Annotated in this window: 16 protein-coding genes and 4 tRNA genes; 13 read left to right on the top strand and 7 right to left on the bottom strand. The window is 36.2% G+C overall.

Translation table 11 applies throughout. The features are described 5' to 3' along the window. Window positions 1-82: 82 nt before the first annotated feature. The 7 genes from ACFILA_RS02785 to mazG all read left to right on the top strand — a co-directional run bounded on the left by ACFILA_RS02785 (window position 83) and on the right by mazG (window position 8,223). Complete coding sequence (locus tag ACFILA_RS02785; protein ID WP_273791392.1) at window positions 83-2,401, top strand: NADP-dependent malic enzyme; 2,319 nt, start codon at window positions 83-85, stop codon at window positions 2,399-2,401. Between the two features lie 189 nt (window positions 2,402-2,590). Further along, window positions 2,591-2,875: an acyl carrier protein gene (locus ACFILA_RS02780; RefSeq protein WP_005773457.1), complete on the top strand. Its 285-nt coding sequence runs from the start codon at window positions 2,591-2,593 to the stop codon at window positions 2,873-2,875. Between the two features lie 10 nt (window positions 2,876-2,885). After that, entirely contained in the window at window positions 2,886-4,061 is a 1,176-nt protein-coding gene (locus tag ACFILA_RS02775; protein ID WP_375660607.1) for a beta-ketoacyl-ACP synthase, read from the top strand. 15 nt (window positions 4,062-4,076) lie between these two features. After that, window positions 4,077-5,351, top strand: a complete 1,275-nt coding sequence (locus ACFILA_RS02770; RefSeq protein ID WP_375637476.1) for a beta-ketoacyl-ACP synthase — start codon at window positions 4,077-4,079, stop codon at window positions 5,349-5,351. A 58-nt stretch (window positions 5,352-5,409) separates the two neighbouring features. Further along, window positions 5,410-6,438 carry a zinc-binding dehydrogenase gene (locus tag ACFILA_RS02765; protein WP_375654570.1) on the top strand — a complete coding sequence of 343 codons (1,029 nt, stop codon included), beginning with the start codon at window positions 5,410-5,412 and terminating at the stop codon, window positions 6,436-6,438. Between the two features lie 6 nt (window positions 6,439-6,444). Next, window positions 6,445-7,374 (top strand): lipid A biosynthesis lauroyl acyltransferase, encoded by a 930-nt coding sequence (locus ACFILA_RS02760; RefSeq protein WP_375660617.1) that lies wholly within the window; start codon window positions 6,445-6,447, stop codon window positions 7,372-7,374. Window positions 7,375-7,407: 33 nt separating this feature from the next. Continuing rightward, entirely contained in the window at window positions 7,408-8,223 is an 816-nt protein-coding gene (gene mazG, locus ACFILA_RS02755; RefSeq protein ID WP_375660606.1) for a nucleoside triphosphate pyrophosphohydrolase, read from the top strand. Between the two features lie 70 nt (window positions 8,224-8,293). Here the strand turns inward: mazG and ACFILA_RS02750 are convergent, their stop codons facing one another. Beyond that, window positions 8,294-8,659 (bottom strand): iron-sulfur cluster assembly accessory protein, encoded by a 366-nt coding sequence (locus tag ACFILA_RS02750; protein ID WP_273791397.1) that lies wholly within the window; start codon window positions 8,657-8,659, stop codon window positions 8,294-8,296. A 603-nt stretch (window positions 8,660-9,262) separates the two neighbouring features. Between ACFILA_RS02750 and ACFILA_RS02745 the strand changes: the two genes are divergently transcribed. After that, window positions 9,263-9,339: transfer RNA gene (locus ACFILA_RS02745), tRNA-Pro, on the top strand. Between the two features lie 252 nt (window positions 9,340-9,591). Here the strand turns inward: ACFILA_RS02745 and ACFILA_RS02740 are convergent. Further along, window positions 9,592-10,059, bottom strand: coding sequence for an Hsp20 family protein (locus ACFILA_RS02740; RefSeq protein ID WP_375660605.1), 468 nt, complete (start codon window positions 10,057-10,059; stop codon window positions 9,592-9,594). A 258-nt stretch (window positions 10,060-10,317) separates the two neighbouring features. Here ACFILA_RS02740 and ACFILA_RS02735 point away from each other — a divergent pair, with 258 nt between their 5' ends. The 3 genes from ACFILA_RS02735 to ACFILA_RS02725 all read left to right on the top strand — a co-directional run bounded on the left by ACFILA_RS02735 (window position 10,318) and on the right by ACFILA_RS02725 (window position 12,612). After that, a complete protein-coding gene (locus ACFILA_RS02735; protein WP_375660604.1) occupies window positions 10,318-11,235 on the top strand; it encodes an alpha/beta hydrolase in 918 nt (305 codons plus the stop codon). Window positions 11,236-12,078: 843 nt separating this feature from the next. Next, window positions 12,079-12,441 (top strand): cell cycle two-component system response regulator CpdR, encoded by a 363-nt coding sequence (gene cpdR / locus ACFILA_RS02730; protein ID WP_005773448.1) that lies wholly within the window; start codon window positions 12,079-12,081, stop codon window positions 12,439-12,441. 96 nt (window positions 12,442-12,537) lie between these two features. Beyond that, window positions 12,538-12,612: transfer RNA gene (locus ACFILA_RS02725), tRNA-Val, on the top strand. 1,839 nt (window positions 12,613-14,451) lie between these two features. Here ACFILA_RS02725 and ACFILA_RS02720 read toward each other — a convergent pair. The 5 genes from ACFILA_RS02720 to ACFILA_RS02700 form a co-directional block, all read right to left on the bottom strand. Next, window positions 14,452-14,528 (bottom strand) — tRNA-Arg (locus ACFILA_RS02720). 39 nt (window positions 14,529-14,567) lie between these two features. Continuing rightward, window positions 14,568-14,873 (bottom strand): ETC complex I subunit, encoded by a 306-nt coding sequence (locus tag ACFILA_RS02715; RefSeq protein WP_273791168.1) that lies wholly within the window; start codon window positions 14,871-14,873, stop codon window positions 14,568-14,570. 89 nt (window positions 14,874-14,962) lie between these two features. Further along, window positions 14,963-15,039, bottom strand: a tRNA-Pro gene (locus ACFILA_RS02710). Window positions 15,040-15,748: 709 nt separating this feature from the next. Then, window positions 15,749-16,438 carry a DnaA regulatory inactivator HdaA gene (hdaA, locus tag ACFILA_RS02705; protein WP_375660603.1) on the bottom strand — a complete coding sequence of 230 codons (690 nt, stop codon included), beginning with the start codon at window positions 16,436-16,438 and terminating at the stop codon, window positions 15,749-15,751. Then, a complete protein-coding gene (locus tag ACFILA_RS02700) occupies window positions 16,435-17,646 on the bottom strand; it encodes an AI-2E family transporter (protein ID WP_273791170.1) in 1,212 nt (403 codons plus the stop codon). Before ACFILA_RS02700 ends, hdaA begins: the two co-directional genes overlap by 4 nt. 158 nt (window positions 17,647-17,804) lie before the next feature. Here ACFILA_RS02700 and purM point away from each other — a divergent pair, with 158 nt between their 5' ends. After that, window positions 17,805-18,914, top strand: a complete 1,110-nt coding sequence (purM, locus tag ACFILA_RS02695) for a phosphoribosylformylglycinamidine cyclo-ligase (RefSeq protein ID WP_375660602.1) — start codon at window positions 17,805-17,807, stop codon at window positions 18,912-18,914. Further along, on the top strand, window positions 18,911-19,522 hold the full coding sequence (purN, locus tag ACFILA_RS02690) for a phosphoribosylglycinamide formyltransferase (RefSeq protein WP_375613082.1): 612 nt from the start codon (window positions 18,911-18,913) through the stop codon (window positions 19,520-19,522). Before purM ends, purN begins: the two co-directional genes overlap by 4 nt. Window positions 19,523-19,528 lie beyond the last annotated feature (6 nt).

Below are 19,528 nucleotides of genomic sequence, written 5' to 3'. Positions count from 1 at the left end.
AAATGAGGATCTATTAGTGGACAAAACCTTATCGTAGATGGAACATCTCATATACACATACGCTAACTTGGATATCATAAAAATGTCTAGAGAACGAAATAGTGATTTCAGTTCACCAAAAGCTGAACTTGACAGTGCCGCACTTTTTTATCACCAACACCCAAAACCTGGAAAATTGGAAATACAAGCAACAAAACCTCTTGATAATCAACGTGATTTAGCTCTTGCTTATTCTCCAGGCGTTGCAGCACCATGTCTTGCGATTCATGAAGATCCCAATCTTGCTGCTCAATATACCTCCCGTGCTAATTTAGTCGCTGTTATATCCAATGGAACTGCTGTTCTTGGTTTAGGAAACATTGGTCCACTCGCTTCCAAGCCAGTTATGGAAGGCAAGGCCGTTTTATTTAAAAAATTTGCGAATATTGATGTTTTTGATATTGAAATTGATGCATCCGATATAGAACAAATGGTACAAACAATATCGACCTTAGAACCTACATTTGGTGGTATTAATCTTGAAGACATTAAGGCTCCTGAATGTTTTGAAATCGAAGAAAAGCTTCGTGCTAAAATGAAAATTCCAGTTTTTCATGATGACCAACATGGAACTGCCATTATTGTTTCTGCTGCTGTATTAAATGCCTTAAATCTTTCAGGAAAAAAAATTGAAAATGCAAAAATAGTTACCTCAGGTGCAGGTGCTGCTGCCCTCGCTTGCCTTAATCTTTTGGTTCGTCTTGGGGCAAAAGTTGAAAATATTTGGCTTAGTGACTTAGAGGGAGTTGTTTATGAAGGTCGCAAGACCCTTATGGATCGTTGGAAAATCAATTACGCACAAAAAACGGACGCACGAACTTTATCTGATATTATTGATGATGCGGATATTTTTCTAGGCCTATCTGCGGGTGGTGTTTTAAAGCCTGAATATCTTAAAAGAATGGCTCAAAATCCACTCATTTTAGCGCTAGCTAATCCAGTACCAGAAATTATGCCTGAAGAAGCACGCTCTATACGACCAGATGCAATGATCTGCACAGGACGCTCTGATTATCCCAATCAAGTTAATAATGTCCTTTGTTTTCCCTATATCTTCCGTGGTGCATTAGACGTAGGTGCTAGTGCAATTAATGAAGAAATGAAAATGGCCGCTGTTCATGCGATTGCTGCCCTTGCACGTGAAGAAACTTCAGATGTTGTAGCACGTGCATACTCAAAAGAACCACCCAATTTTGGACCAGACTATCTGATCCCCTCTCCTTTTGATCCGCGTTTAATACTGCGTATTGCCCCCGCTGTTGCTAAAGCAGCAATGACAACTGGTGTCGCCATTCGTCCCATTGAAGATATGGAGGCCTACTATGATATCCTCAATCGATTTGTCTTTCTTTCTGGTTTAACAATGAAACCTGTTTTTGCTGCAGCAAAAACAGCAAAACGTAAACGCGTCATCTATGCCAATGGTGAAGATGAACGCGTCCTTCGTGCAGCACAAGTTGTCATTGAAGAACAAACAGCAACGCCCCTCCTTATCGGCCGTCCACATGTCGTAGAAGCAAGATTAAAACGCTTTGGTTTAAGAATTCGTCCCGGTATAGATTTTGAATTAACAAACCCTGAAGATGATCCACGTTTTCGTGATTATGTTAATTTATTTTTTCATTATACAGGAAGGCGTGGTGTTACGCCTGAAATGGCAAAAACAGTAGTGAGAACATCAACAACGGCTATTGCTGCCCTTGCCGTTATGCGTGAAGAAGCAGATGCAATGATTTGCGGCTTAGAAGGACGCTTTGAACGCCAACTTGAATTGATTGAACAAATTATCGGTCTTGATCCTAATGTTCACCGTTTTTCTGCTATGAGTTTGCTTATCTCTCAACAACGTACTCTTTTCCTTACAGATACTTACGTCAATGAAAATCCTTCTGCAGAAGAAATCGCTGAAATGACTGTGTTGGCAGCTCAAGAAGTTGAAGCATTTGGAATAACACCAAAAGCAGCCTTATTATCACACTCAAACTTTGGTTCTAAAAACACAGAAAGTGCGCGTAAAATGCGACGTGCAACAGAAATTCTTGCCAAATTACACCCTGATTTAGAAGCAGATGGTGAAATGCATGCTGATGCTGCCCTTTCCAAAGTTTTTCGTGATCGTGTTTTTCCTAATTCTCGTCTTAAAAGTGAAGCTAATTTGCTTGTCTTTCCAACACTTGATTCAGCCAATATCACGCTCAACACTGTTAAAAGCCTCACAAATGCACTCCATGTTGGTCCTATTCTAATCGGGGCAGCACGTCCCGCCCATATCTTAACACCTTCAGTAACTTCCCGGGGAGTTGTTAATATAACAGCCCTTGCTGTCCTTGCTGCCAATAGAAAAAATAGTCTCGTAAAATAAATGCGTAATAAAATTTCAAAGTTTTTTAAATATTGAGATATAGTATTTCATGTACTGTAAACCTCTTTTCTCTATAGATAAAGACAGCTATATTCTGGATTAAGTCTTTTTTTAAAAGAGAAAAAAGGCTAGAAGAACAATATTAAATGTATTTTTAATTTACTAACTCTATAATAAGGAATCCGTACATTGCCTTCCACGTTTGATAAAGTTGCTGATATCATTGCAGAAATCAGTGAAATTGATCGCAATACAATTACACCTGAAAGTCATACAATTGACGATCTAGGAATCGACAGTCTTGATTTTCTTGATATTGTTTTCGCTATTGATAAAGCTTTCGGAATAAAAGTCCCTCTAGAACAATGGACACAAGAAGTCAACGAAGGTACCGTTGCAACAGAAGAATACTTTGTTCTTAAAAACCTTTGTGCAAAAATTGATGATCTCGTTGCCTTAAAACAGGCGGAGTAGTTTTTTCGCCATGCATGATCAATCTGTATTCATCACTGGTATAGGTCTCATAAGCTCTCTGGGGGAAGGAACTGATCAACATTGGAATCTCTTAAATGATCCAATCCGTACACCAAACCTAGATTATACAACTTTTTCACCCTACACGGTTCATAAATTGCCCGAAATTGATTGGAGTTTACAAATTCCTAAAAAAAGTGATCAACGGCAAATGGGAACATGGCAGCGTCTTGGTACCTATGCGGCTGGTCTTGCTCTTGATGATGCCGGCATGAAAAATAATGAACAACTCACTTCAACAATGGATATGATCGTAGCTGCAAGTGGGGGAGAACGTGATATTACTGTTGATACACAGATTCTTTCTAAAGCGCGCACAGTTGCCGATCATACCTCTATGTTAAATGTTGCTCTTTCAACTGAACTTCGCCCAACATTATTTTTGGCACAACTTTCAAACCTTTTGGCAGGAAACATTTCAATTGTTCATAAAGTCACTGGATCATCTCGTACATTTATGGGAGAAGAAGGCAGTGGTCTTTCTGCACTTCAAATTGCTGTAGCTCGTATTAAATCAGGTCAAAGCACCCATGCTCTTGTAGGAAGTTCCTATAATGCACAAAGTTATGATATGTTGTTGGCGCATGAGCTTGGTGGTCTTTTAACCCATAATGGATGGAGCCCAGTGTGGGATCGTGAAATCCACCCCGGCGGCGGTATCATAGCCGGTTCTGGTGGTATCTTCCTAGTTATTGAAAGTGGAGAACATGCCAAAAAACGCAACGCACGTGCTTATGCTGAAATTAACCAAATTATTACCGACCAAACAGATAGAACCAAAATTCCACTTAGAGAGTCAATTGCAACAATGTTAAAAACTGCTGGCGCTAAATCTGCCTTAGCCATTTCAGCAGCCTCAGGAGCTCACGAAGCAACAAAAGCAGAACAAAATGCTCTTGATAATGCTGATCTATCTTATCGTGGCATTACAACATTATTTGGTTATATGAGGGAAGCACAATTTCCTCTAGCTCTAGCTCTTGCAGCACTTTCAATTGAAAAAAAACATTGTTTTCCAGCGTTAAGTCCTCATGAAAAACCTTTTTCTAAAGAAGTACGTGAAATATTTGTTACAACTATTGGTATAAAAAGAGCTGAAGGTATTGTGCGTCTTACAGCTGTTTGAAGGGGAATTTCTATAGTGAAATATCATGATCATTTTGGGCGTCCACTTGTAGCAATAACTGGTGCAGGCATTGTCACATCACTGGGACAAGGGAAACATGAAAATTGGCAAAAATTAACAAGTGGTGTAAGTGGTATCCACAAAATAACACGTTTTCCCGTTGAGGGATTAAATACATATATTGCTGGAACAATTGATTTTCTTAAAGAAAGTACACTTGGTGCTTCAGCTCTCTCTGAGAAGCTTGCACATCTTTCTGCTGAAGAAGCTTTAGAAGAAGCTGCTATTGATAAAAAAAAATTTAATGGACCACTCTTTCTAGCTGCTCCTCCTGTTGAACTTGAATGGAAAGCACGTTTTAGTCTTGATCAAGAGGAAGAATTCAATAATGAGCCTTCTTATGCACATCTTCTTAAAGTCTGTAAGGATAAACTCCATGAGACGCTTTTTGAAGCCACACAATTTGGTGCAATTGCAGAAAAACTTCAAAAAACATTTGGCACAAAAGGACTTCCTGTTACACTTTCCACTGCCTGTGCATCTGGTGCAACAGCAATTCAATTAGGTGTTGAGTCTATTAGACGGGGAGAAACAAATCGAGCTCTTATAATTGCGACAGATGGATCAGTTTCAGCAGAATCTCTCATCCGTTTTTCGTTACTATCTGCTCTTTCAACTCAGAATGAGCCTCCAGAAAAAGCAGCAAAACCCTTTAGCCGTGATCGAGATGGTTTTGTTATGGCAGAAGGCTCAGGCGCTCTTGTTCTTGAATCTCTTCAAAGCGCATTAAACCGTAATGCTACAGTTTTAGGAATTTTAGCTGGCTGTGGAGAAACCGCCGATGACTTTCACCGTACACGTTCAAAACCCGATGCATCACCAGCAATTGAATCCGTTCGCAAAGCTTTAGACGATGCAAAAATAACCATCAATGAAATTGACTATATTAATGCCCACGGAACTTCAACACCTGAAAATGAGAAAATGGAATATCTTGCATTATCAACAGTATTCGGTGATCTTTTAAAGCATATTCCAGTCTCTTCTAATAAATCAATGATTGGGCATACATTAACTGCTGCTGGTGCAATAGAAGCGGTTTTTTCGCTTTTAACCATTCAATCGGGGATACTTCCACCGACAATAAATTATGATAATCCTGACCCTGCGATCCCTTTAGATGTTGTTCCTCATCATAGCCGTAAGGCCTGTGTCAATGCGGTTTTGTCAAACTCATTTGGATTTGGTGGTCAAAATATGAGTCTTGTTATCACTGCATATAAAGGATAATCCTTTAATAATAAAATTTTATAACGCTAACCTAATAATATATTTAAGGGGGATGATAATGCGTGCACTGCAACTCTTCGATGATCGTCGGCTTGAAATCACCAATATTTCCCCGCCATCTTCACCTAGTATAGGTGAAGTAACTGTGCGGATAAAAGCCGTTGCTCTTAATCATATTGATGTATGGGGATGGCGTGGCATGGCTTTTGCGAAAAGAAAAATGCCACTCATCATTGGTGCAGAAGCCTCTGGTGAGGTTATACAAATAGGAGATGGCGTTGAACATCTCCAACTTGGACAGATTGTCTCAATTTATGGTGCACAAACCTGCGGAGTATGCCAAGCTTGTCATGAAGGACGGGATAATCTTTGCAGTCAGGTAAAGGGAGTCTACGGTTTTCACCTTGATGGATTTGCGTGTGAGCTTGTCAATTTGCCAGCACGTTTATTAGTTCCATCACCACCCCAATGTGATGAATTGCAGGCAGCAGTTGCTCCAATTACTTTTGGTACCGTAGAACATATGCTTTTCGATAACGCAAAACTACAAGCAGGAGAAACAATCCTGATACAGGCTGGTGGTTCAGGTATTGGTTCTGCAGCCATTCAACTTGCAAAACACATGGGCTGTACAGTTATCACAACTGTAGGTTCAGATGAAAAAATTGCAAAAGCGCACGCTCTTGGGGCAGATCATGTGATTAATTATCGTAAAGATCGTTTTGAAGGTGTAGTGCGTAAATTAACCCAAAAAAAAGGTGTTGACGTTGTTTTTGAGCATGTTGGTGTAGATACATGGAACGGTTCTCTGTTATGTATGAAAAAAGGAGCACGTTTAGTGACTTGCGGTTCTACCTCTGGTGTTTCAGCACCAATAAATCTCATGCAATTATTCCAGCAACAGCTTAAGATATTCGGTTCATTTGGCTGCCGTATGGAAAATATGAAAAATGCCATGCAAAAAATGGCACAAAAAGCCGTACACCCTGTCATTGATACAATTGTTGGGCTGGATGAAATTGATACAGCTTTAAAACGAATGGAGAGCCGTGATGTTTTTGGTAAAATTATCCTTAAAATCGATTAAATCATGATGAAGCTTTCTCTTAAAAATCTCATATATCGTATTAAAATTATAGCTAAAAAAATATCCTACTTGTTATGGGCATATCTGCTCTTTGGTTCTTTATTTATTCTAAAATGTTTTCCAGCCAAAATGGGAATTTCTTTTTTTGCTTGGTTAGCAAAAAAAATTGGTCCCCTTGTACATCGTCATCAAATCACACTTGCAAACCTTAGGAGTGCATATCCAGAAAAAACAGAGCAAGAACTCCGTGCGATTGCAATAGAAATGTGGGAAAATATAGGATGTTTCCTAGCCGAATATATTTTTCTTGATAAAATTTTTGATTTTGATCCTCATGCAGACGAGCCAGGTTTCATTGAGGTTAAAGGTATTGAAATATTTGAGCGATTAAAAAATGAAAAAAAACCACATATTTTTTTCACCGCACATACTGGAAATTTTGAACTTCTGCCTATTTGTGCACAAAGTTTTGATCTTAATGTTACGGTATTATTTAGACCACCCAATAATCCCTATGTTGCCAAACGAATCCTTAAAGCACGACAAACTTCTATGGGACACCTTGTTCCCTCCAAGGCCGGAGCAGCATGGGCATTAGCAGCCAAATTAGAAGAAGGTGAAAATGTTGGTATGCTCGTTGATCAAAAATTTCGCCGCGGTATCACGGGAACATTTTTTAACAGACCTCTTAAAACAAACCCCTTAATTATAAAACTTGCTCGACAATATGACTGTGATATTTATCCAGCACGTTGTATTCGTTTGCCTAGTGGACGTCATCGTTTAGAGTTATATGAACATGTAGAACTTCCACGTGATGAAAAAAATGATATCGATATAGCTGCTTCTACGCAAAAATTAAATGATATTGTTGAATCTTGGGTCCGTGAATATCCTGGACAATGGATGTGGTTACATAGGCGTTGGGACATCTAACATAAGCTCTATTGCTTACAAAGGAAGTGCAAAATGTTAGCCTCAAAAGATATCAAAGATCTCACAGCAATTATCACTGCATTACGAAACTCTGATAATGGTTGTATCTGGCATAAAAAACAAACTTTTGAATCCCTCATACCCTATATGCTCGAAGAAGTTTACGAATTCATCGATGCCATTGAACAAAAGAATCGAAAGGATCTCTGTGAAGAACTTGGGGATCTTCTTTTACAAGTTGTCTATCATGCTACCATAGCACAAGAAGAAGGCAGCTTTACTTTTGAAGATGTTGTTTATGCAATCACGGAAAAAATGATTCGACGCCATCCTCATGTTTTTGGAAATGCCGAGCAAAAAAAACGAGGATTTATAAAAGAGGAGTGGGAATATATAAAAAAAAGAGAACAGGTTGAACAAAAAAGAATGTGCGAAGAAAAAAACAACAATTCCTCCACAAGCATACTCGCAAAAGTAAAACAAATCCAGCCAGCAAACCAAGAGGCACTTGCTTTACAAGAAGCAGCAGCTAAAGTAGGTTTTGATTGGCAAAAAAGTGATAAAGTTTTTGAAAAAATAGAAGAAGAACTCGAAGAGCTCAAAGAAGCCATCAAAAATAAACAAAACTCAGAGATAGAAGCAGAGTTTGGAGATCTCTACTTTATACTCCTTAACCTCGCGCGCCACTTAGCGATTGATTCACAAAAAGCATTAAAAAAAACGAATATAAAATTTCGAAATCGTTTCGCCTATATTGAAGAAAAGCTATCCACTCAATCTAAAACACTCACTGACGCATCCTTGAATGAAATGGAAGCACTTTGGAAGCAAGCTAAAAATGAACAATAAAAAATAGTAGATTTCTTCTACCTAAAAGAACAAGCCCCTCTAAAATTACTAAATTATAATTTAGCTCAGCTCAATTTGTTTTATATTGATCCTGCGTAGCAGGACGAAGTTCCACCGATTCTCCACACCCGCATGCTGAAACTTGATTAGGATTTTTAAAGATAAAACCAGACCGCAGCGTTGTCACTTCATAATCCATCTGCGTCCCTAATAAAAATAATACCGCATCATGTGCTACAAAAACACGGGCACCATTCACTTCAACAACATCCGCATCTATCCCCTTTTCTTTGACAAGAGTAATTGTATACTCCATCCCTGCACAACCACCTTTTTTGATACCAACAAGAATACCCTGTGCATCTTTTGCATCCATAATCGCTTTAACACGATCCACTGCTGCTTGCGTCAAATTTATTACCGAAAAACGGCTCATAGTTTACTCTTTTCTTAGTTCAATAGACACTTTGAAAGTTATTCCTCTATAATATTTTATCTGATATTTCAGAAAAAAAACAAAACATAAATTAAAGCATTCTGACCTTGTTTATTTGGATAAAAATACATACCCGTAAAATGAGATTTGTGATTATATAATCCAGCACTTACAATTTTTTGTCCACATAAAATGCAAAATACCTCATCTATAAAAACTCTAAAAAAACGAAAACTTTTCAAAACCATACATTCACTCCTCTTCTTTTGAAAATCTTTATCTTTTTAGAAAAGTAACGATTAGGTAAGAAAAAAATATACCTTCCGCACTCATTTGCTCCAATTCATACCCCTAAAGTCACCAATCTTACCCCCTCACAATCTCAAAAGTAATTAAATGCATACATCTATTAACTATAGTGCTAAAAATTTAATGATCACAAAGAATTTTACAAATTCGTTATTTATCTTGAATTAACAACAAAATATTGATGTCCAAAATTTTTACTTTCAAAAGCTCTAAGTGCAAGAGCATTTTAGATTATTCTGTTTATTTTTTCTCTTGCCTTTAAAGAAACAGTCATTTAATCGTTTTACACAAACTCGGAGCGTAGCGCAGCTTGGTAGCGCACTTGACTGGGGGTCAAGGGGTCGTGGGTTCAAATCCCGCCGCTCCGACCATTTTTAAAATGCTATAAAATAAGCTTACTTAAAAAGTGAATTATTATGCATTTCAATTGCACACACATGAAATTTTTCTTCAACATAGAATAATGTGCAATGATATTTTATCATAAATTCGAGATAAGCTGTTTTATTTAAATGCGCTTCGTTCTTAGGAAAACACATACGAAACGCGAGACCTTTTGTCTCGCGTTTTTTATTCTTCAGAAAAATTTATAATTATTCGATCTCATATTTTCTAAATTTTCTTTACACAATAATGTCGCTGTTATCATTTTTTGTAGTGGATAGTGACATCTGTACGGTTATCTTTTTAGGTTTTAATTCAGCTGGCATTTCCCTTTTAAGCTGAATATGAAGAAGTCCATCTCCAAGTTCTGCCCCAATAACCTTAACATGATCAGCTAAATGAAAACGCCGTTCAAAAGCACGCGAAGCAATACCTCGATAAAGGAATTCTCGCTCTTCATCATCATTTTTAGACTTTCTGTCTCCCTTAACGATCAGCTGGTTACAATGCGTTTCAATATCAATTTCATCTTGAGAAAAACCAGCAACAGCCATAGAAATTCTATAAGAATCTTCAGTTAAACGCTCGATATTATAAGGGGGATAAGAAGAAACTTCGTCTGGTTGTGTTCTAGAATCAAACCAGTTAAAAAGATGATCAAAACCTACTGTGGAACGATAAAATGGTGAAAAATCTACTTGACGCATAATATTGCCCTCCTCTAGAGCGACTATAATTTATAACTAATTCACAAAGTTCCCACATGGCAAACTTACTTGTGAACCTGCGGCCCCATCATGGCAACCGCACTATATTATCTAGTAATCGTTTTTCTTTATTTCAACTCTTTGAGACCTAAATTGATAAAAACTATCTAAAAAGCAATATACCCCTTTTTAAATCCTTTTTCTTCATTACATAAATGTCAAAGCACTAAGCAGCAAATACACTGTAAAGGATTTCAATTGGAAACACCTCTTTATCCCATAGACTGGGGGGCCACTCCTCTTAATGTCCATCATGGTACTCTTAAAATAGCAATAGATCATGAAATTCGTTTTGCTATAACATATCCTGAGGTGGAAAAATCTAAGGGAACAATTGTTATTCTCAAAAGCTACGCAAATGCTTTAGAAAAATATTTTTTATTAATAAATGAAATTTCTAAACGCGGTTTTCATACAGCAATATTTGACTGGTTTGATCAAGAAAAAACATCCCTCAAGATAAGAAAACAAAACAGACATCATTATTTTGATATAAATAACGATATTAATGACTTATATAAATTTCTTAAAAATATTGTTTATCCTAATTGTCCGCCACCTTACTCTATGCTTGCCTACGACATAGGTGGATTGATAGCACTTAGCGGATTAGATCTCATTAATCATCAGTTTAATAGATTGCTCTGTGTTTCTCCCCTTTTTGCTCCATTCGGCAATAAAACAAATGGTTTTCAACATAAATTAACACAATTTCTTTCTGATATAGGTCTTGGCTTTATACCAGCGAAAGATGGTAAAAAATTAAACAAAACAAAACAAAAAAATATACAATTGGGACACATACATAAAGTGCCGCTCTCTTCCATTAAGCCCCCAACATACCAATGGATAGCATCAGTATTTAATGCGATTGATTCTGTGAAGAGAAATGTACTTCATGGAGATTTACGAATCCCAACACTCTTTATTCTTGCCAATCAAAATAATATTGCAAACAACATTGAAGTGCAGCAATTATGCCAACACACACGTCTGACAGAAAGTATTACTATTACAGGCGCTGAACTGGATACAATTATGGTTAACGAAGATTATAAAAAGCAATTTTGGGCTGCATTTGATGCATTTATTCCCGATAATGTATCTGTAAAATAACACTAAACCTTAATTTCCGCTCCGCCCCATCAAAAAAGAATTTTTCTACGAGCATTGGATCTACAGACACTTTTTAATATAATGGGTTTTACTTTCCAACCACTCATATGATTCGTTTTCTAGCCTCTACAAACAAGCCATGACCTAAATATTCACCACGCATTCTAATAAAAAAACTAATATACAAAGTATATCATTACATTAAACAATATTATTTTATATCATAAAAAATAACTTAATAAAAAACTACTTATATAAATAAAAATAATAAATCTATCTTAATATAACATGATACATATTTATAAATAAAGCATCAAAATACTATTTTTGATTTGTTATAAAATGCTCATTTAATATTATATCTAGAAAAATAATATTTTTCATCTATTTAAGGAAAAAAACTGGAAATAAAGCGCATTTATAATATTTATTACAAATCTCTATAAAAACAAATAACTATAAAATTTCTATTTCTTAGGAGAACTTTTTAAAAACAATAAATTAACATAATATTCTTTTAATTTCTCGATATAGAAAGTCCCTACAATAATGGTTTTCATAAGTTTTTTAATGGAATTCTGATAATAATCAGCAAATTTAAAAGAAAAGATAGCAATGAATCATCTTAGAAGTTTTAGAGCCCCCCTTCTTTTTTCAAAATCACATATATTTCGAATTTAACCAACTCACAACGAATATGCTGTATTCTGAATAAGAATGTAAGAATTAACCATTTTGCCATTCATTTCAATTATGAGCATTTTACCATCTTTTTTCTAAATACTCTATATTGTATAATTGATGCAGCAAAACTCTGACAAATGGAGCCATTGGAACATAATCATGAAACGAATCCTGCTCGCAGAAGATGATAACGATATGCGTCGCTTTCTCGTAAAGGCCTTAGAACGTGCAGGCTACGAAGTCGCCGATTTCGATAATGGTATTAGCGCATATGAACGTTTACAAGAAGAGCCATTTTCCCTTCTCCTGACTGATATTGTGATGCCAGAGATGGACGGAATCGAACTTGCACGACGTGCTACTGAGATTGACCCTGATTTACGAGTAATGTTCATTACAGGTTTTGCAGCAGTAGCACTCAATTCAAATAGTGATGCCCCTCCTGATGCAAAGGTTCTCTCTAAGCCATTTCACTTACGTGAACTCGTCAATGAAGTTGAAAAGATCCTTATCGCTGCTTAAAAAGTATTTTTAAAGTTATTTGCATCTGTTGAAAGAGAAAATGAAATTAGGCATTGACGTTTGGCATTCTATATGGTGTATGCAACATCAATGAATGGGCGTGTAGCTCAGCGGGAGAGCACTACGTTGACATCGTAGGGGTCACAGGTTCAATCCCTGTCACGCCCACCATTCAACTTTATAGTATAAATAAATTATTGAATTATCGTATTCTTCCAAGGTGCGGGATGCGTAAATAAAGGTTCGGAAATAAGATTTTGCAACATGCCTCTACAAAGGGCATGCCTTAGGGAGTGTTCTAATATTTTTTACGTTCTGATAGCGCCTCTTGGGGGAAGCCATCTAAAAGTATCACAAACGTAATAACAACATCATTTTGCAACAGATTAGAAGTTGGATTTTAAAATTCTTTCGACAAGCATAGGCTTCTGTTCTAAAAAATATTGTTTATTTCCTGATCTATCCCCTGTTTTTCTTAATTCTTTCATGTCTATTGGTAACACTTGTTGTCCAAACAGTTAGATATAACCACAGTCACTTCGATAGATATAAAACACTTAACCTTAGAGCTGTATTTTGAGTTTACCAATTACATATTATAATAAAATATTAAAAATAGTAAAAAAAACACGATAAAAGCAAATTTTTTCATTCTAAAAATACATTGATTTATAATCATGTTTTATTGTTTGCCATGTTGAATGAGAAATCCGAATATCGTAATGTTTTCTCATTTCAAACCTAATTTATATTGAATCAAACAAAACCGTCTCTCTTACACGTCATAAGAGGAATTAGTATTAAGTAAAAATTGTATAAAAAAGCACAAAAATGCCGATAAATGCCTCAAGTGCTAAAATCTATTGCAACATCGGAGGCTGACAAATAGGCAAAGTATATGATAGCGTCAGCTTATTTCTTCATAAGTGTAAAGATGATGGAGCTCAATGGATTTATCATTGTACCATTCACGAGCGCCAGCGTAAAGTGAGCTTTAAGAGATATCTCTTAAAACAAAGCCTGTAAAATGGCATTCTCCTCACACTATATTCTTATTGAAATAATGATCACCTTGAACCGTGTGAGTTTAGATCTTCAGATCTCATCTGTATAACATTTTAATGTGATTGTTATCCAATATTAAAATACTTCTAACATGATGTACAAACTATAAAGAAATAAGAAAAAACATTTGAAAATGTAAATATGAAATCTAAAAATTTAACTCTAAGATACAATCTATCTTCATTCATATAAATACACAGTATACATTCTTAAACCTATAAGACTAAGAAAACCTAAACATTGATGCAACCTATAACCCTACCTGAGAAAAAGTGACAATCATGTTAAATCAAATTGTCCGCAAGTGTCTCTCATTGAAAAAAACAATATCTTATCTGGACGGCACATATAACAACTTTTTATACGAAAAAACTATAAAGAAGTAATTCGTTATGAATCACAGCTTCCAAGACAAGAAGATATTCCCTACCTCTTGTGCCGTCTGTAAATTCTCATCATAAACAGTTCTAAATCGAATCCATCATGCCTTGTATCTAATCAAAATCGATCTTACCAAAGATCATGCTGAAAAACGTAATAATATTATTCATAAAAAATAAAAAAAATCACAATAGATGTTTTTTGGCAATTTCACCAGCATTAGCCGCAATGCTTAAATCTAATCTAAGAAATAAAATATTCATTTTCAGAAAGATGAAAAGAAGCTCGTAAAAAAGAGTTTTTGCAATCTGTTTCCTAAAGCATGTGATATAGTAGCAACACGCGGCAAGAATATGCAATGCTAAAGTTTCAGCAATCAAAAGCAATTTTTACTGAAAAAAGAGAAAACAGCATCATTTTATACTAAAACAGTCAACAGAAAACGTTTAGCAACAAAATCAACCAAAAAACATCAAAAAGGTTCGGGAGTTTACAGAAAAATAAGCTAATAGAATAAAAGGAAAACTCTCTAACTTTTTATAGCCTATTAATATCATTTAAACATGGTGATCCCGACAGGATTCGAACCTGTGACCCACGGCTTAGAAGGCCGTTGCTCTATCCAGCTGAGCTACGGGACCCAACTGATTATCTTCTCAATTCAAAATAGCATCTTTAATTCAATGTGTCCAAGAATGCTGCCGATCACTGCGAAAATTATCAGAATAAGAAATAGCACGTCGAATCGACGTATGTTTCTTTTCTACACGGTAAGAGATAGCATTCTTACGCGCAAAAGCAATCGCTTCTTCCTTCCTATTAAATCGGATTCTCACCTGATTATTCATATCAGACGTTGCCGTGTACCCCATAAGAGGTTCAAGCATTTTCGCTTTCACCGGCTCATACTCTAGAATCCAAAAACCTGTATTCCCCTTACCTGACTGCATAGCTGTCTTAGCAGGACTATAAATACGTGCGATCATGCCTTTTTCCTTCAGATTACACAACGCTTGAATGATAGTTTCTCACCACACGTACCCAATTGGGTCATTCTCACACACTCAATCAAATATGGTCGGAGCGATAGGATTCGAACCTACGACCCCCTGATCCCAAATCAGGTGCGCTACCAGGCTGCGCTACGCTCCGCCATTTACATTTACTTGATGCACATTTCCTAAAATTTTCACAACAGAAGTGCAAGAGAAAAACACACTTTTTTTTAATTTTGTTGCATTTCTTTACAAAAAAGCACATTTTTAAATCTTTTTCCCTATTCAATAACAGATTTATTAACAAGTAGTAGAAAATAACCTCCGTAGAAAATCCAATCTATATTAAAAAAGAATGAATTTCTCTATAAGGACTTCATAATTTTTGTCCTGTTTTAAGCAAGCTCTCACTGTATCAAAACGCATTCCACAGATACAATTTTAGAAAAAAACGACTTAAATATCATAGAAAAACTTTCCCAAAGAGCACATAAGCCAAAAAATTAAGCTGTATTAAGCTTTTTCCTCTCTTTTTCTATCTTCCCAAAGACGCTTTTATTAAAAATTCTAGAATCTTCTACAATCCAAATCCATAAACAACAAACATTTTTTCAAAGCACAAAGATTTTATTATAAATAAAATAAAGCGCTCTTTTTAGAAAAATTTTCAAATGCAAAGATGGAAAGAATTCAACATCATACAATAAAATCTCAAAGCTATTTAAAATAAACACATGATAAAAGTAAAAAATATTATTTTTACTTTTATATAGATATCCAAAAAGGAGAAAATTTAAATGACTTGTCTTTCCACGTATTGAAACGATAGTAGAAGGACAGAATAAGTAAGCCATGATAAGGAGTATTTACGGATTTCTTCTATTCAAAACTTCAGCAATAACAGAACGTGTTATTTTTCTTTTTCTTTGTAATGCCAACAGATCAACAGAATCAATAACACGCTTCAATGAAAATAAAGAACGTTCACAACGACTTACAAGATAATAAACCGTATCTGGATGTACAATAAGTTGCCTATCTGAAAAAAGCTTAAATGCAACAGCTGTTAACAATGCATCATCAGGCTGATTAATTTCAACGAACATCACCGAATTAAGACGACTTTTTAGATCATTTAACATTAAATTCCAAGCGGAAGGAAGTGTTCGTGCCGTCATCAATAAAGTAGCTTGTCGTGCATCAAGATTTGCTTGCTTAATACTGTTAATTAAATGAAAAAGTTCTGTCTCATTGATTTCACCTGCATCAATATCCTCTATTAAAAATGATCTGCCTAAAGAAGCCATAGTAATAGCCTGATCAATTTCATTGTGCTGAATCCTGAAAGCATCTGCTTTTTGGAGCCATATATTAGAAAAGTGCGTTTTTCCAGAGCCTTCTTTACCAACCAAAACTGCAATAGGTAAGCTCCAATTGGGCCAGTGATCAATAAGCTGAAAAGCCATACGATTGCTTTCCGTTACCACTAAATCCTCAAATTGAAAAATCGGATCATAGGGAAAATTTAAAGATAATTGCGTTTCACGCCCATTCATTTTAGCGGCTCCGAATTTCCGCTTCTCGAATACATCTGAGAACTCAGATAAGTATGAAGAGCAAAACGAACTAAAACGCCAACAGCCGCTGCCGCAGGAATAGCAACAAGCATACCAGTAAAACCAAAGAGTGAAGAAAAAGCAAAAAGTGAAAACATCAACCATACGGGATGTAATCCCACTGATGAACCTACAAGCTTGGGTTGAAGGATATAACCTTCAATAAACTGACCAATTAAAAAAAGTGCCATCACAACGATGATTCCCCCCCAATTATTGGGATAAAACTGAACCCATGCAATACCAACAGAAAGGACCAAGCCACTCATTGTGCCGATATAAGGAACAAAGCTAATAAGACCAATAAACATACCAATCAAAAGACTAAAATTGAGTCCTGCAATCGTTAAACCAATAGCATAATAGCCTCCCAATATGAGACAAACTGTTCCTTGTCCACGAACAAAGCCTGCAATAGCTCTATCCATTTCATGAAAAATACTACGAACAGTTTCAAGATGATCACGCGGTATTAACGAATCGATTGCTGTTACCATACGTGGCCAATCTAATAACATATAAAATGCCACCACAGGTGCCACAACAAATAGGCTAACGATATTAACGATTGATTTTCCTGACTTTAAAAGTGAATTCAAAAGAGACGTAATAAAATCCGAACCTTCTCCCAAAAATCCTTTAATATTATTCCGTAATTCATTTGGATCACTTCCAAAATAGCGCCTTAACCAATCAAAATCATGCTCAACAAAAAAGGTTTGAATACGATTAATGTAAACAGGTAAACCATCACTCATAAATTGCTGTATTTGCCAACTAATAACAGGAATCAAAATAATTAAAGCAGCAACAAAGGTAATAACAATAAATAGGGTGATAAGGACAGTCCCAAACACACGACGAATACCAAATTTTTCAAGTAATTGAACAATGGGATTGAGAAAATAAGCCAACACAATCCCTGCCACAAAAGGAAGCAAAATTGATCCAAAAACAAACATAAAAAAAATGAAAAAAATCAGCGTACCAAGCCAAAAAAAGATTTGCCTTTTCATATTATTCGGCAAAGGTAATTGAGTATACGCTGGCACATAAGTCTTATAACGATCACGAGATGTATTCTCACTCACTTTCTTTCTCATAAGCTGCCAAGAGGACTGTCCGTGATTATCTGATATCTTGCTCATAAAATATCCTAAAAAATTCTTCACAAAAAATTATAAACAACTTCAAAATAAGGTACAAGAAAAGTTGCTTATTTTCTTATCAATATCTCTTGCAGAGAGAACTCTATCATGGCATTGCATAATATCAAAACCTGATTTTCCATTAAAGGAAGGCTCCAATGAGCAATCAAGATCTTACAAATAATAAATCCAAGGCTGGGGATAAATCCAAAGCTGGTCTTACCTACGCAAAAGCCGGTGTAAACATCGATATGGGTAATGCCATGGTAGAAAAAATTAAACCCTTTATACGCGCAACAAAACGAGCCGGAACAGATGCAGAAATTGGCGGTTTTGGTGGACTTTTTGATTTAAAAGCAGCAGGCTTTACGGATCCTATCCTAGTAGCAGCCAATGATGGTGTGGGAACAAAATTAAAAATTGCCATTGAAGTAGGTCACCATAACACTGTAGGTATTGATCTTGTAGCTATGTGTGTCAATGATTTACTCGTACAAGGGGCTGAACCTCTCTTTTTTCTGGATTATTTTGCAACTGGAAAGCTTGACCCTGAACAAGGAGTTGCGATTGTTTCCGGTATTGCAGAAGGATGTAAACAAGCCGGTGCTGCCCTTATTGGAGGAGAAACTGCAGAAATGCCAGGAATGTATGCAGAGGGAGATTATGATCTAGCTGGTTTTGCTGTTGGAGCATGCGAACGTAGCAAGTTACTCCCTTCAAAAGATTTGACAGAAGGTGATATTATATTAGGTCTAAGCGCCTCTGGAATTCATTCCAATGGCTTTTCGCTTGTTCGACGAATCATCCAGCAAAATTATCTCAAATGGAATGACCCTGCCCCTTTTTCCCCCGAAAGCAGCCTTGGTATAGCACTTCTTACACCAACACGCATTTATGTAAAATCGCTTCTTCCCATCATGCAAAAATATGAAGGGATTAAAGCTCTTGCTCATATTACGGGTGGAGGTTTTCCTGAAAATATTCCACGTGTCCTTCCATCCTCTCTCTGCGCTGAAGTTAATCTTTCTAACATCAATGTTCCAGCAGTATTTTCATGGATTGCCAAACAAGGTAAAATAGAAGAAACAGAAATGTTAAGAACATTTAACTGTGGTATTGGCATGATCATTATCGTAGCACAGCATGCAGCTGAAACAATTACACAAGCTCTTGAAAGAAAAGGAGAGACTGTAACTCCCCTTGGCATTTTAACAAAATGCCAAGATCAAAATAAAGGAATACTTTATAAAGGGGTACTGCATTTATGAAAAAACAAATCGTCGTTTTCATTTCTGGTAATGGATCCAATATGGTCGCCCTTGCTCAAGCTAGTCAACAAACGGCATATCCTGCTGAAATCGTTGCGGTTATTTGCGATAATCCGCGTGCCAACGGTATTGAAAAAGCGCAAAACCATAACTTACCTATTCATATTGTTGATCGTAAAATTTACAAAACAAAAGAAGAGCATGAAGAAAATATTTTTACAATTTTAAATCAATATAAACCGGATTTTCTCTGCTTTGCAGGGTATATGCGCCTTATCTCACCACGTTTTGTAAAACTTTATGAAGGACGAATTTTAAACATTCATCCTTCTCTTTTGCCTTCATTTAAAGGCTTAAACACACATGAAAAAGCTTTACAAGCAGGTGTAAAAATCACGGGTTGCACTGTTCACCTTGTTACAGAAGACATGGATGCAGGAAAAATCCTTGCCCAAGCAGCCGTTCCAGTCTATCCCCATGATACTGCTGAGTGCTTAGCACAAAGAGTTCTTAAAGCAGAGCATAAACTCTATCCCGAAGCCTTAAAAGCATTTATTGAAGGGAAGAGCAAAATGGTCGATACGCAACAACAGCTTTTATCTTTTTGAGTGTAT

The organism is Bartonella sp. CL71SXKL, assembly GCF_042194935.1.
Taxonomy (GTDB): domain Bacteria; phylum Pseudomonadota; class Alphaproteobacteria; order Rhizobiales; family Rhizobiaceae; genus Bartonella.
Note: the sequence above shows the minus strand (reverse complement) of the source record. Positions and strands in the feature narration are given on the sequence as shown.